This window comes from Embleya sp. NPDC005971 (assembly GCF_040629175.1).
Classification (GTDB): domain Bacteria; phylum Actinomycetota; class Actinomycetes; order Streptomycetales; family Streptomycetaceae; genus Embleya.
The window spans coordinates 30724-43810 of record NZ_JBEXUX010000020.1 but is presented as its reverse complement, the minus strand read 5'-3'; the positions used below and the strand labels follow the sequence as shown (position 1 = coordinate 43810).

At 70.5% G+C, this 13087-nt stretch carries 12 protein-coding genes and 1 tRNA gene; 5 read left to right on the top strand and 8 right to left on the bottom strand.

The window, feature by feature from the left end; translation table 11 throughout:
- Window positions 1-26: 26 nt before the first annotated feature.
- Window positions 27-371, bottom strand: a complete 345-nt coding sequence (locus tag ABZ374_RS19430; protein ID WP_360312552.1) for a hypothetical protein — start codon at window positions 369-371, stop codon at window positions 27-29.
- An 83-nt stretch (window positions 372-454) separates the two neighbouring features.
- The gene (locus ABZ374_RS19425) at window positions 455-1675 is read right to left on the bottom strand and encodes a hypothetical protein (protein ID WP_360312550.1); all 1221 of its coding nucleotides are present in this window, start codon (window positions 1673-1675) and stop codon (window positions 455-457) included.
- 380 nt (window positions 1676-2055) lie between these two features.
- On the opposite strand from ABZ374_RS19425, the gene ABZ374_RS19420 reads away from it, so the two are divergent.
- Window positions 2056-5217 carry a BTAD domain-containing putative transcriptional regulator gene (locus ABZ374_RS19420; RefSeq protein WP_360312548.1) on the top strand — a complete coding sequence of 1054 codons (3162 nt, stop codon included), beginning with the start codon at window positions 2056-2058 and terminating at the stop codon, window positions 5215-5217.
- A 352-nt stretch (window positions 5218-5569) separates the two neighbouring features.
- Here ABZ374_RS19420 and ABZ374_RS19415 read toward each other — a convergent pair whose 3' ends face one another.
- The 6 genes from ABZ374_RS19415 to ABZ374_RS19390 all read right to left on the bottom strand — a co-directional run bounded on the left by ABZ374_RS19415 (window position 5570) and on the right by ABZ374_RS19390 (window position 10205).
- Window positions 5570-6412 carry an alpha-L-glutamate ligase gene (locus ABZ374_RS19415; protein ID WP_360312546.1) on the bottom strand — a complete coding sequence of 281 codons (843 nt, stop codon included), beginning with the start codon at window positions 6410-6412 and terminating at the stop codon, window positions 5570-5572.
- Window positions 6413-6428: 16 nt separating this feature from the next.
- Complete coding sequence (locus tag ABZ374_RS19410) at window positions 6429-7394, bottom strand: hypothetical protein (RefSeq protein ID WP_360312734.1); 966 nt, start codon at window positions 7392-7394, stop codon at window positions 6429-6431.
- A gap of 279 nt (window positions 7395-7673) precedes the next feature.
- The gene (locus tag ABZ374_RS19405; RefSeq protein WP_360312544.1) at window positions 7674-8321 is read right to left on the bottom strand and encodes a hemerythrin domain-containing protein; all 648 of its coding nucleotides are present in this window, start codon (window positions 8319-8321) and stop codon (window positions 7674-7676) included.
- Window positions 8322-8418: 97 nt separating this feature from the next.
- Window positions 8419-8646, bottom strand: a complete 228-nt coding sequence (locus tag ABZ374_RS19400; protein ID WP_360312542.1) for a hypothetical protein — start codon at window positions 8644-8646, stop codon at window positions 8419-8421.
- A gap of 641 nt (window positions 8647-9287) precedes the next feature.
- Complete coding sequence (locus ABZ374_RS19395; RefSeq protein WP_360312540.1) at window positions 9288-9902, bottom strand: zinc ribbon domain-containing protein; 615 nt, start codon at window positions 9900-9902, stop codon at window positions 9288-9290.
- 216 nt (window positions 9903-10118) lie between these two features.
- Window positions 10119-10205: transfer RNA gene (locus tag ABZ374_RS19390), tRNA-Leu, on the bottom strand.
- A 190-nt stretch (window positions 10206-10395) separates the two neighbouring features.
- Between ABZ374_RS19390 and ABZ374_RS19385 the strand changes: the two genes are divergently transcribed.
- The 4 genes from ABZ374_RS19385 (at window position 10396) to ABZ374_RS19370 (ending at window position 12891) form a co-directional block, all read left to right on the top strand.
- Window positions 10396-10569, top strand: a complete 174-nt coding sequence (locus ABZ374_RS19385; RefSeq protein WP_360312538.1) for a hypothetical protein — start codon at window positions 10396-10398, stop codon at window positions 10567-10569.
- Window positions 10566-11222, top strand: coding sequence for a hypothetical protein (locus ABZ374_RS19380; protein ID WP_360312536.1), 657 nt, complete (start codon window positions 10566-10568; stop codon window positions 11220-11222). Before ABZ374_RS19385 ends, ABZ374_RS19380 begins: the two co-directional genes overlap by 4 nt.
- 71 nt (window positions 11223-11293) lie before the next feature.
- Complete coding sequence (locus tag ABZ374_RS19375; protein ID WP_360312534.1) at window positions 11294-11647, top strand: hypothetical protein; 354 nt, start codon at window positions 11294-11296, stop codon at window positions 11645-11647.
- A 119-nt stretch (window positions 11648-11766) separates the two neighbouring features.
- On the top strand, window positions 11767-12891 hold the full coding sequence (locus ABZ374_RS19370; RefSeq protein ID WP_360312732.1) for an FAD-dependent oxidoreductase: 1125 nt from the start codon (window positions 11767-11769) through the stop codon (window positions 12889-12891).
- Window positions 12892-13087 lie beyond the last annotated feature (196 nt).

Here is a 13087-nt window from a genome sequence, read left to right as displayed (position 1 = left end):
TGCCGGCCGCCGGAGTGCTGCGCGAATCAGTGCGGGGCGACCTCCCATACGGTCAACGCGTGCAGGATCGAGGCGTAGACCGGCCATACCCGGGTGGTGTTCGTCCGGCGCGCGCCGCCCGGCGCCGGGGAGCCGAGCCGCACCAGGGCCAGATCCGGGCCGCAGGCGATCAGCGTGACCAGGGCGCCGGGATGCGCCGAGGCCAACTCGCGGTCGTGGTCGAGCAATCGGCTCCAGGACGGCACGCCGTCCTCGACCAAGACCACCACGTCGGCCGATTCCCCGTCGGTGTCCGGAAGTTCGGCACACCTGTGCTCGTCGACGGTGACCCGCCCGTCGGCCGAGCGGACCACCACCGTGACCGAACGCACGTCACGATCGGCCGCTGCCGCCATCGGGCGGGGTCGGGCGTCACCCGGGTCTGCCGCCTGCCCGGCGCACCCCGAGGGCCCCGTCATCGCAGCGGCCCCGGCAACTCGGCGACGCGGGCGAACGGTCGGCTGGGCGGCACCTTGAGCTTGAGGTGGCGATACATCAGCCCGCGCGTGTTCCGTCCGAAGGCGCCCGGCTGGGAGGTGATCCGGCCGGCGACCCGGGCGTAGTCCGCCCGGCGGAAGTCCTCGGGAATCCGGGAGAGTTGCCCGAGCATCGACCGGCGATGCCGGATCCGCGGCGCGAAGTCGGCCAACTCGCCGAGCGGCGAGGCCGGATCGATGTCCGCTTCCGGGTAGGTCGCCAGCGCCACCGGTGCCCCGGTGGCCGTTCCGTACAGGCTCAGCGAGCCGTGATCGCCGACCACACAGTCCGCCGCGACCAGCACGCCCCGCCAGTCGTCCTCCGGCGGGATCAGCGTCAGGCCCTCGCGCAACGACTCGGCGAGCCAGGAGCGTACCTGCCAGGCGCCGTGCCCGCTCCAGACGTTCGGATGCATCAGCGCGGTGACCCGGTAGGCGTCGCGCGGCAGTTCCACGGTCATCCGGTGCAGCAGTTCGGGGGTGCGGCCGAGCAGCGAATTGCCGCCCCAGGTCGAGGTGACCACGATGTGTCGCTGCCGAGCGCCGATCCGCAGCGCGTCGCGATAGCGCGCCCGATCCGGGCGACTGGCCGCCAGGCAGTCGTAGTCGGGATCGCCGGCGACCACGGCGGCGGTCACCGCCTCCGGGCAGGACATGCCCAGACGGGTCAACTCCTCGTGGTGTGCCAGCAGGATCGTCGCCGGCACCAACTGCCCGTCCCGGATCAGCCATTGCGCGGACATCCCGTACGTCTCGCGAGCGGCGACGGTGCGGCCACCGCGTGGGGCGGAGACCCGCTTGTTGTGCCCCGCGCCGTGTGCCATCACCATCACCGGCGCGTCCAGTTCGTGCAGTCCCCCGTGTCCGGCGGCCAACGCGAGGTCGAAGCGCATGTCGACCGCGCGCTGCCAGGGCAACGTGGTGGCCCCGAGCCGATCCAGGAATTCCGCCACGCCCGAGGAGAAGACCGTGGGCGCCATCGTGAAGAACACCTCCACCCGCAAATCCCCTTCCAGGAGCCGAACGGCCTCGATCAGGCGCTGGCCCGACGTGACGTTGTGCACCACGACGAGCACCCCCCGCGTCCCCGATCGGGTCGCCCACCGTGCCGCGTCCGGTCGGACCGGTACGGGTCTCCTGTCGCCTGCCATGATCGTCATCCATGCCTCCATGAGCGTCGTCACCACCGGACGGGCCCCGTTCCCCCGTGGCCGGGCGGTCGGTTCGTTCGGTTCGGTCGATACCGTCGATACGGTCGATACCGTCGATCCGGAGAAGCACCGTCGATACGGTGAATCACCGTCGACAACATGGACATCCCCGACTCACCGGATGAATTCCTTGCAGCCCCGCTGCAACAGGTCTGCAATGGCACCGCACGCGGGTGGGAACCGGAACGAGTCGTCACGCATAGGCGATTTCCGGTCGGATTGCCGGTGTCGCTTCTGGTGGCGCTGTGGCAGGACGTGCCACAGTGGTTGGACGACACCTCGGGACCGGGCGCGTTGGCCAGGAGGGGCTGGGGCGGGGGGATAACGCGGTGCTATCGATCCATGTGCTGGGCCCGATGGAACTGTGGGTGGACGGCGCACGGCACCCATTGGGATCGGTCAAGGAACGATGCGTATTGGCCGTGCTGTTGTACGCCGAAGGCGCGGCGGTATCCACGGACACGATGATCAGTCGGGTATGGGACGACGAACCGCCGAACAAATCGGTCGAGACATTGCGCAGTTACGTCTCCCGATTACGCAAGCGACTGCGCATCGCGGGCGACAGCGTGCAGTTGTCCACGGATTCGCGAACCTACCGACTTCGACTGGATCCGGAAGCGGTCGACTTCCGCCGCTTTCGCGCCCTGCACGAGCGGGCCAACGCGACCGAGGATCCGGCGTCCGCCGCCGATCTGTTGCGGGCGGCCGAACGGCTCTGGCGCGGACAGCCGTTCGCCGGACTGCCCGGCCTGTGGCCGGCCGTCGTGCGGGACCGGTTCGAGGAGCAGCTCGGACAGATCCACGAGCGTCGCATCCACCTGGAACTCGGGCTGGGCAGACATGCGGAAGTCGTGGGCGAGTTACGGGATCTGGCGGCCCGGCACCCGGTCGCCGAGTCGGTGGTGGCGGATCTGATGCTCGCGTTGTATCGCTGTGGCCGCTACAGCGAGGCGCTGGAGACCTATCGGCGCACCCGGGCCCGGCTGAACACCGAACTGGGCGCGGACCCGGGGCCGGATCTGGAACGACTGCACACCCGGTTGTTGCACCGGGACCCGGCGCTGTCGATCCCCACGCAGTCCCGACGGGAGTCGCCGGCCCGGGTGTTGCGGCCGGAGCCGACCACGACCGCACCCGACACGCTGCTCCGCGACACCCGGCACTTCGTCGGTCGGCGCGCCGAGTTGGCCCGGTTGTTGCGCGAGGACGACGTCGGCACCGCGCTGCCGATCACGGTCATTTCCGGTCTGGGCGGAGTGGGCAAGACATCCCTGGCCATCCACGCCGCGCACCGGATGCGGGCCGGCTACCCGGACGGCCGGCTCTACCTGAACCTGCACGCGCACGATCCGCACGAGTCGCCGGTGGAACCCACCGAGGCGCTCGGCTCGTTGCTGATCTCGATGGGCATGCCGGCGCAACACCTGGCGCCCACGCTGGATCTGCGGGCCGCGCAGTGGCGACGGGAGATGGCCGATCGGCGGGCGCTGATCGTGCTGGACGACGTGCGGGACGCCGCGCAGGTCCGCCTGTTGTTGCCGGGCAGCCCCACTTGCCGGGTCCTGGTCACCAGCCGACGCCGGCTCACCGATCTCGAAGGCGCCGGGCCGCTGCCCCTGGAGGTACCGGAAACCGCCGACGCGGCGGCGCTGTTCACCCGGATCGCGGAGGAGACCCGGAAGCTGGACGAGGGGGACCGCGCACTGGTCGAGGAGATCGTGAATCGCTGCGCGAATCATCCCCTCGCCGTGCAATTGACCGCGAATCGTTTCCGGCACCGGGCCTGGCGGGTCAGCGATCTGGTCGCGCGCCTGGCCGAGGCGCCCCGACCGCTGGACGCGATCGACGCGCCGCCGGGCATCTCGATGGCGTTCGCCCTGTCCTATGCGGAACTGGGGCCGGCCGCCCGGTCGGTCTTTCGTCGGCTCGCCCTGCATCCCGGCCCCGACCTCGCCTGGCCGGCCGCGGTGGCGGTGTGCGGCCTGGCTCCGGACGAGACCCGGCGCGGCATCGACGAGCTGGTCGAGTCGCATCTGCTGGGCGAACCCGAACTGGAGCGCTATCGCTTCCACGACCTGGTGCACGACTTCGCGATGCACACCGCACACCGCGAGGAACCGGAGCACGAACGCGCGGACGCGCTGCGGCGGGTGCTGGACCTGTATCTGGATCTGGCCGATCAGGCGGACCGGTTGGCCTACCCGCACGGGCGGCGCTCGGGCCTGCGACCGGTGCCCGCCCGTCGGGCCCGGCCACCGTTTCGCACGGCGGAGGAGGCGGAGGCGTGGCTCGGCCGGGAACGACCGAACCTGGTGGCCGCCATCCGGTCGGCCGAGGTCGAGTCGCCGGAGCACATCCGGATATTGCCGGAAATACTGACCCGGTCGTTGTTGAAGTGGGGGTCCTGGGAAACCGCCCGCGACCTGTTCACCGCCGCCCTGCGGGCCTGGCGCCGCGTCGACCCGCCGAACCTCCGGGCCCAGACGCATCTGCTGATCGAGCGCGCGAACATCCAATGGCGGCTGGGCGCGCACGAGGAGGCGCTCCGCGACGCGGCCGAGGCCCTCGCGCTCGCCGAGCAGGCGAAGGACCCGCACGGCCGGGCCGAGGCACTCGCGCAGAGCGGCGCGACCTTCGTGCGGGCGGGCCGGTTCGCGGCGGCCCTGGACCACCTGGAACAGGCGCTGGCGATCCACCGCGAGATCGACGACCCGCTCGGGCGGGCCGGCGTCCTGCTGTACCTCGGGGTGGCCCTGGGCCATTTACGCAAATTCGACCGGGCAGCCGAACGCATGCTTTCGGCCCGGGACGTCTATGAATTGCTCGGCGAATGGCGCGAGACCGCCAAGATTCTTAATAATTTGGGCGAACTCTATTTCATGCAAAACGACTTCGACAATGCGGAGCGCTACTACCTGCAATCGCTCGACGTGGTCCGCCGCAGCAACGGCCTCGGCGAATTCGGCGTGCTCGATAATAATTTGGGTCAAGTCGAGTTGGCCCGCGGAAATCCGACCGCGGCGTTGGAACGCTACGCCGCGGCGATCCGGGTCTACGAGCAGATCAACGACCTCCGCAGCGAGGCCGACACGCGAATCAACGTCGGCCACGCGCACCTGGCGCTGGGCGCCCCCGGGGAGGCGCTGGAACACTTCGCGCGCGGGCGCGCGATCGCCGAGCGGATCGGCGACGCCCTGCACCGGCAACGCGCCGCCGCGGGCTTCGCGCAGGCCCGCTACGAACTGGGCGATCGCGTCGGCGCCCGCGCGGAGTACCGGATCAGCGCGGAACTGGCCCGCCACATGGGCACCGAGCTGGAGGAACTGCACGCCATCGTCGGCTTGGCACGGACGACCGAGGCCATCGACGGCGGCCCGGCCGCCCGCCCCTTCTGGTCGTCCGCACTCACCGGCTACGAACGCCTGGGCGCCCCGGAGGCAACACACGCACGGGACGCCCTTCGGCGCATCGACGACGCGGCGCCGTGAGCCCGCGGGACTCCTCGACCGGCCGACGAGGGCAAGCCACAACCACTCGGTTACATCATGAAAGTCTCGCGGAGGTTCGAGAAACCCATCATGAATGTATCGCGCATCGACATCATGAATGTCTCGTGGATGCTCGAAAGCATATTCGAATCGAAAGCGGACCCGAGCAGGTCGACCGGCAGTAGGGCGAAGAGAATCGGTGCGGAGAACATGAGCATGCCGAAGCCGTCCTGAAAAAACGAGTTCTTGGACTGGGATTCACTGCGTAGAACGTATCCCATGATCGGCCCCGCCGCACATCCTTGCGATCTTTCGGCCCCGAGTCACAAAACCCAAGACCACTACCGTTCCATCAGTCCCGACTCGCCCGAATAAATCGCTTGTTTCCCCCCACCGAACCCACGCGGGACATATCCGCTTTTCCGGTCCGTACGGCCAACGCCGCAAGCGCCTCGGGCGCTCCGCGCATCTCCCGCATGCCGGGAAAAGCATTCACGTCGATGATCGACGGCACGCCGGCCACCTCCAGGATGTCCACCCCGTAGACGTCGAGGCCGAACGCGGTGCCCACCCGACGCGCGAGCGCGGACCAGCCCGCCGGGAGGTCCTCGGGGCTGATCGGCTTGGTCTCCGCAGGGCCGTCGAGCGCGGTACGGCGCAGGCCCGCGAAAACCTGGCCGTCGACCACCCACAACTTGTGGTCCCAGCCGCCGTTGTCGACGAACTCCTGGGCCACGATGGGTTCGTCCGGCCACTCCCGGGCCAACGCACGCAACGCGTCGCGATCGTCGACGCGGGCCACCAGGTCGTCGCGGCGGCTGTGTCGGCTCTTGACCATGAGGGGGAACCTCGGATCGGCGGCGAGCAACCGGCCGGGCGAGGCAAACGCCCGGGTGTCCGGGAACGGCAGCCGGGCCGCCCAGGCGAGTTCGGCCATGCGTACCCGATCCTGACAAGCACGCGTGGCTGCAGGGGAGTTGATCACCCGGGCACCGGCCCGCTCGGCCCGCTCGGCGAACGCGAGCGCCTTGGCCGTGCGCGCCTTGAGCAGGTACACGTCGGCGCTGATCGGATGCCGATCGGTGACGGTGTCCGGATCGAGCGCCACCACCTCGTGACGCAACGTCAACAGAGCGCGTGCTTCGGCCAGCAAGGGGTGGTCGGGACGGTCGGTGACGAGGCAGATACGCAGCACGTGTGCACGCGCCCCGTCAGCCGACGTACGCGGGCGGCGCGGCGTCGACGGTGGCATTCGTACCGGCTCGCGTGGGCGTGACCACGGCCCGGGAGCGCAACGACGTGCGGGCGGCGACGCTCGGGACCGCGGCCAGGCTCGCGGCGACCGCCGCGCCGGTACCGACTCCCCGGCCTCCGGCCGCGAGATCGAGCACCGCACGGGCCACCCTCGCCACACCGTCCGGCACACAGCGGAAGCTCGGAAAATCGTTGATGTCCACGACCATCGGGCCGTCCGGGCCCTCGATGACGTCCACGCCGAACAGATCGAGCCCGAAGGCTTCGCCGATCCGGTGCATGAGCGCGGCGACCGCACTCGACAACGGCACCCGGGTCTCTCGGACCGCGTGCCCGGGATGCAGCGGCGAGCGCCGCACCGTCGCGTGGAATTCGCCGGAAATCGCGTAGACCTTGATGTCCTTTCCGGAATTCGGGACGTATACCTGGGCCAACAACGGTCCCTCGCCCGCGAGTTCGCCGCCAAGCCGAACCAGGTCCTCCGACGTGGACACCAGGTGCACCGCCCGTCCCGAACTACCGCCGGCCGGCTTGACCACCAACGGATAGGCATCGGCCGGGATCGAAGCGAGCAACTCGGGCACCGCGGCGAACCAGGTGACCGGCATCGGCAACCCGTGCGCCCGCGCGATCACCGCGGCCACCGCCTTGTCCCGCACCGAACGGATCGCCCGCGCGTCGTTGATCGTGGTGAGCCCGAGCGCCGCCGCGGCGTCCAACATGCTCAACCCCGGACCGCCGGAGACCGTCTTGAGCACCCAAGCGTCGTGCGAACCGGCACGAATCAGGTCGGACAGCTCGATCAACGAGCTGCCGGGACGCACGACGTCGACGTGATGTCCCCAGGCGTCGAGTTGGCGGACCACGTCGAGCGGCATGCCGTCGAGGCGGTAGTGCTCCTCGACAAGGAACGCCAAGGCCATTTTCATCCGATATCCCCCCGGGACGGCCGCCGTTCCCCCATCCGGCAGAGCATTGACGGCACAGCATGCCACGCGTGCCGTGGACGACCGGCACACACCCCATCAAACGCCACGGGTGACCACCATCATGGGCCATTTGGGGGGTGATTCGTCATCAGGTCAAGAGTAGAGAGGAATCGGATCCTCCGCTCGGCACCCGGCATAGAGCAGGTCAAGGCGTACGCCGGCCGCGATGGCCCGGGACCGGGCGGGATCGGGGGCGGACGTACCGCAGGTGGTTCAGGCCGTGCGGGGCCCCGGGAAGCGGCCCGGGATCGGTTCGGCGCAACCGCCCGAGACACCGGTGATCCCGTCCAGGAGCCAGGTGATCGCGTCGGTGGGCGCCCGGTGGCCCGGCATCGGGGCGTCGAACACGTCGGCGGCGTCGATCGCCGCGAGCGAGGCGCCGAGGGTGCCGATGTGCTCGCCCGCCGCGACCACCGCGGCCAGTTCGGGCAACACCTGCACCTCCTCCACCCGCAGATGCGCGTCGACCGTCTCCAGCACCGCCTCGACGGCGGCGGCCACCATCCACGAGCGTTCCGGATCCCGGTCCAGGCTGCCGATCATCGCGGTGACCACGGTCAGGTCGTGGTCGATCCGGTGATGGTCGGCCTCCAGGCGATGGAGCAACAACCGCAGTTCCGGCCGGGCCGCCCGCAACACCGGCCACAGACAGGCGTCCTCGTACTCGTGATGGGCCATCAGGATCCGAGCGAGCAGCCGCCATTGGGCGGACAGATCGGCAACGAGCGGGCCCTCGGCGGTGGGTACGGCACGAATCCGCCCCGGCATCGGCGCGAGATCGCGGCGCAGTGCGGTGTGCACGAGCCGAATCCCGGTGAAGCGCAGGAGCGGGGAGAAGGCGGCATGGGGCACGGCGGACATGGGGCGGTTCCTTTTGCGGACGGTGCCGGCACAGGCATCCGGCCGGCGGGAGAGGGCGGCCGAGGCCGCCTGGACGCGCAAGTGTTACGCGCGTCAATCAACGTCCGATGCCCATTCGATCAACGCCGCCCGCGAGGGCGCCCCCGGGCGGACGACGCATCGGGACGCCCCGGGCGATCAGGCCCCGTGTGCCGGGGTTCGTCAGGCCGGCCAGGAGCAGTCGGCGCCCGCTCTCGGGGGAGCGCGGGCTGATCGCCCGGACGTCACCCGGCGCGACCGCCCGCTCGCGGGACCAGTGCGCACCGATCAGGCCACGCGAGAGCACGCCGCACGCGGTGATCCCGATGCCCGGCTCGCGGCACGCGGCACGCGGCCGGGATGTCGCCCTCGATCCCGCACGAGATCAGCGAGTACTCGATCTGCACATCGCTGATCGCATGCACCCGCGTACGCACGGCGTATGAAATGCCACGCAGCAGCAAGCGTCCGCCGACGTCGACGGCGACATGGAAGCACCCGCCGACGTCAATAGGGCAGCTGACGCCCCGACGGGGTGCGCAAATCCGCCGGCGGCTGCGGCCGCGGGGAAACGGGGCGTTTGACGATCCTGATCCGCGTCATGGCCACGTCCTCCTGGTCGTCCCGGTATCCGGCGCAGTCGCCGTGGTGCGCGCGACGCGCACTATCTGCTCCTTCGATACCCACCCGGAGCCGCCGAACCCTCACCCGAAGACGAACAACCGCTACATTCCCCGCCCTTGCCCCCCACCGACCCAAAATTGAACGCCCATTCGACAACCACCCCCCGCCGCACCCCCAACTCGCGGGCAAAGACCCCCGGTTCCACCCGAACCCGCCGGCCGGCAATGGCACCCGGTCGACGATCGAAACCGGTGCCGCCGCCGCGCCGACGAAACACGAGATCCCGCCGACCCTTTCGGGAAGGCGGGATCTCGGGAGGGTTGGTCAGTTGTGCGGTGCGGTGCGTTGGGCCGTCTCGACGACTCCCGTGACGTGGGCCGGGGTCATCTGCAGCAGGCCGCCGACCTGGTCGAGCAGTGCTCGCTCGGCGGAGCCGACGCCGCCGTCGGCCGCGGCGATCAGGGTTGCCCGGGTGAGCAGCCATTCGCGTCCCTGCGGCTGGAGTTGGTCGCCGAGCGGCACCAGCACGGGAGGCAACTCGAAGCCGGCGCCCGCGAGATCGGCGTCCAACTGCGCCACCGTGTACCACGCCACCCCGGCCTCGACGACCGCGGCGGTGGCCACCGTGCGAGCCGCCGTGGACGGCGCACCCGACACCCGCAGCATGCTCACCGCGAGCGCCCGCATCCCCTGCCCCAACAACTCGGAGATCTGCGCGCTCGTCGCACCCTGCAGCACCGTGTCGTGGAACGTCCCACCACAGGTCGTGCACTCGACGTGCGTGCCCTGCTGCTTGAACGGAAAGATCGGAATGAAGAACAACGTGAACCAGCGCCGGGCCAACTTCAGGTGATACTGCCGATCACCCCCACAGCGCGGGCAATGAAAGACGCCCTCGGAAAGCGTCTTGAATATGGACTTGAAGCCCCAAATAAGCATGTTCCCGATTCCCCGTCGTCGCAGCACCAGCCCAGCGGCCCCGATGCTCCCACACCGCGCACCCCCGTCCCCGCCCGGCACCCCGCCCCACCCGTACACGTGCAGCAATTGCCCGATTACCCTGGGCGTCAAAGACTTTCGGTGCGCGAGCGCGCGAGCCGCCGAGCAGCAATGGGCCCGGAAAAGCAAAAGAACCCCATGGACAGGGGTTCTCGCTGGTGTCCGAGGGGGGACTTGAACCCCCAAGCCCTTTCGGGCACTAGCACCTCAAGCTAGCGCGTCTGCCAATTCCGCCACCCGGACGAGTGGACGCAGGGGCGGGGCCCTGCGTGCACGGCAAGGATAGCAAGGTTCGGGCGGGCTTTGCGACACGGTTACCCGGTGGTTGGTTTGGCCGGCTTTCCCGGGTGATTTGTCGGGATCGGTCGACGGGTGTGGGTGGGGGTGTGGCTGGTGAACATCCTGGGAGGAGTCGATTCGGGAGGGGTTTCCCATGCAGCTCGGCAGGCCGGTGGCAACGGGTGTGGTGGTGGAGCGGGCGACGCGGGTCGAGGAGGAGCGGGAGCGGGACGCCGCGGTGCCCGAGGGCACGCAGGGTCGCGGGGGTGACGCGCGGGCCTCGGGGCCGAGTGTGGCGGAGGTGCCGTCGGGGGTCGCCGGGCGATGATCGGCCGGCGGCGGCTGCCCGAGGAGCGGCCGGACGTCGCGCCCGTGGGGTTCAAGGTCGCGGCGCTGTTGTTGTCGGTGGACGGTGATCGGGCGGGCTTCACCGGGGTGTCGATCGGGCGTGGCCAGGCGTACGAGGTCGAGGCCGAGGCGCGCTGTGCGTACGGGCGCCGGCATCGGCCGCCCGCGGCCCGCTGCGACTGCGGGTTCTATTGCCTGACGGCCGAGAGCGACGCGCGCGGGCTGATGTGCGTCACCGAGTATCGGCACGCGGCGCTGCTGCGGGTGGACGTACTGGGCAACTACATCCGCTTCGAACGCGGCTTCCGGTACAGCAGGCAGCGGGTCACCTCGGTGCGGGTGGGGGCCTGCGGCTGTGGCAATCCGGCCGAGCTGCTGGTCGACGCGGGTACGGGGGTCGTGGGCCGGCGCGGCCTGGTCGGCAGTTGTACCGGGTGTGCGGCCGGGCGGGTGGGGCTGTCGTTCGAGTCGTACGCGCGCCTGGCCGGGGTGCCGGTCGGCGCCGACGCGAGTCCCTATGTACGCGGCGAGTACGAGCTGGTGCCGCAACTGGTCGCCGAGGTCACGCTGCTCCAGGCCCGACTCGATCGTTGCCAGGAGCAACTCGGCAGGCTGCTCGGGTCGGATTCCTGAGGCACACGTCCGGGTATGCGCGTCGGGCACGAGTGGATCCGGAGCGGGGTCGGTGGAAGGGGCTTGCGCGGGTGAGCGGGCACGACGAGGCGGCCGGACCCGGGCTTCGGGCGCTCATGTGGGGCTGGGTGCTGTTCGTCGGCACGGTCGTATTGATCCTGGTGGACTCCACGCTCGTGCTCGCCGGCTATTGGAATGCCACCGGCGAATGCCTGGAGCGGTGGGGCTGTCGGGAACCGGCGGTCGGCCCGGCGGACGCGTCGCTGGTGGCGTTCGGCACGAGCCTGCTCGCGCTCTTCCTGGCCACGGTGTCCATGGCGCTGTCCGAGAAGGCCGGGCTGCGCGGCGTGCGGCAGTGGCTCGGTCTGGTCACCGTGGCCGGTCAGCTCATCGGGATCACGACCGTGGTCGACGCCACGGGCTGACCGGGAAGCATCTCCCGGGCCCACCTGTTCTGGCTCGTGTGACGGAAACGGCGAGTACGACGGCGACCTCCACCTCCGCCGCGCGGCGGCCCACCGACGCGCCGAGGCACCCGGGCGTCCTGGACGTCGTGGTGATCGGCGCCGGCCAGGCGGGCCTGTCCGCGGCCTACCATCTGCGCCGCTCCGGCCTGTCCTTCGTCGTACTGGACGCCGACGACGGGCCGGGCGGGGCCTGGCGGCACCGGTGGCCCACGTTGTTGATGGAGGCCGTGCACGGGATCCACGAGCTGCCGGGCCTGCCGGTCCCGGAGATCGATCCGGCGCGGCCCGCGTTCGAGGCGCTGCCGGAGTACTTCGCGACCTACGAGCGCGCCTTCGACCTGGACATCGTGCGGCCGGTCACGGTGACGGCCGTGCGCTCGACGCGGGGCGGGTCGACCAACGGCGCGTCGCCCGGAGGCGCGTCGCCGGAGGCGGCCTCCCCCGCCGACCGAGCCGGCGCCGACCTTCTGCTCGTCGAGACCGACCGGGGCACCTGGACCGCCCGCGCGCTGATCAACGCGACCGGGACATGGCGCCACCCGTTCGTCCCCTTCTACCCCGGCGCCGCCGAGTTCCGCGGCCGGCAGTTGCACACCGCGGACTATCGCGGACCGGCCGAGTTCGCTGGGCAACACGTGGTCGTGGTGGGCGGAGGTACGTCCGCCATCCACGCGCTCGCCGAGATCGCCGAGGTCGGCACGACCACGTGGGTCACCCGCCGGCCGCCGGTGTTCCGGGACGGCGAGTTCAGCGCCGAGGTCGGGCGCTCCGCGGTCGCCCGGGTGGAGGAGCGGGTTCGGGCGGGGCTGCCGCCGGAGAGCGTGGTGGCGGTAACCGGGTTGCCGCCGACGGCCGCGGTGCGCGCCGCGCGCGAGCACGGCGTGCTGACGCGACTGCCGATCTTCGATCGCATCACCGCTGCCGGTGTCGCGTGGGCCGACGGTTCCTCGGTACACGCCGACGCCATCCTGTGGGCGACCGGATTCCGGGCGGCGCTCAGGCACTTGGCGCCGCTGGACCTGCGCGAGCCCGGCGGCGGCATTCGCATGGAGGGTACACATACCGCGCGTGACCCGCGCATCCACCTTGTGGGGTACGGTCCTTCGGCGAGCACGATCGGTGCCAACCGGGCCGGCCGTGCCGCCGTGCACGACCTGAAAGCACTGCTCTCCACCAAGAGCACCGCTCACCTCGCGGCCTGACTCGGGCCGGACCGCAAGTCCCGTGCGCACAGCGCCACACGGCCCGCACACGCACACGCAGCCCCACCGCTCGGCACCACACGCTCGGGCACCACACGCTCGGCCCCACAAGCAACACCGCAGACACAGCACCGATACACGGCACGGCATACGCAACACCGATACTCGGCACCGCGTACGCACAACACCACACGCA

What these genes read in the sequence shown, in the direction of transcription:
- ABZ374_RS19405 (WP_360312544.1), bottom strand. Translation starts at nt 8,321, where the DNA reads ATGTCCGCCGTGCCCCATGCCGCCTTCTCCCCGCTCCTGCGCTTCACC.
- ABZ374_RS19425 (WP_360312550.1), bottom strand. Translation starts at nt 1,675, where the DNA reads ATGACGATCATGGCAGGCGACAGGAGACCCGTACCGGTCCGACCGGAC.
- ABZ374_RS19410 (WP_360312734.1), bottom strand. Translation starts at nt 7,394, where the DNA reads ATGGCCTTGGCGTTCCTTGTCGAGGAGCACTACCGCCTCGACGGCATG.
- ABZ374_RS19395 (WP_360312540.1), bottom strand. Translation starts at nt 9,902, where the DNA reads ATGCTTATTTGGGGCTTCAAGTCCATATTCAAGACGCTTTCCGAGGGC.
- ABZ374_RS19385 (WP_360312538.1), top strand. Translation starts at nt 10,396, where the DNA reads ATGCAGCTCGGCAGGCCGGTGGCAACGGGTGTGGTGGTGGAGCGGGCG.
- ABZ374_RS19380 (WP_360312536.1), top strand. Translation starts at nt 10,566, where the DNA reads ATGATCGGCCGGCGGCGGCTGCCCGAGGAGCGGCCGGACGTCGCGCCC.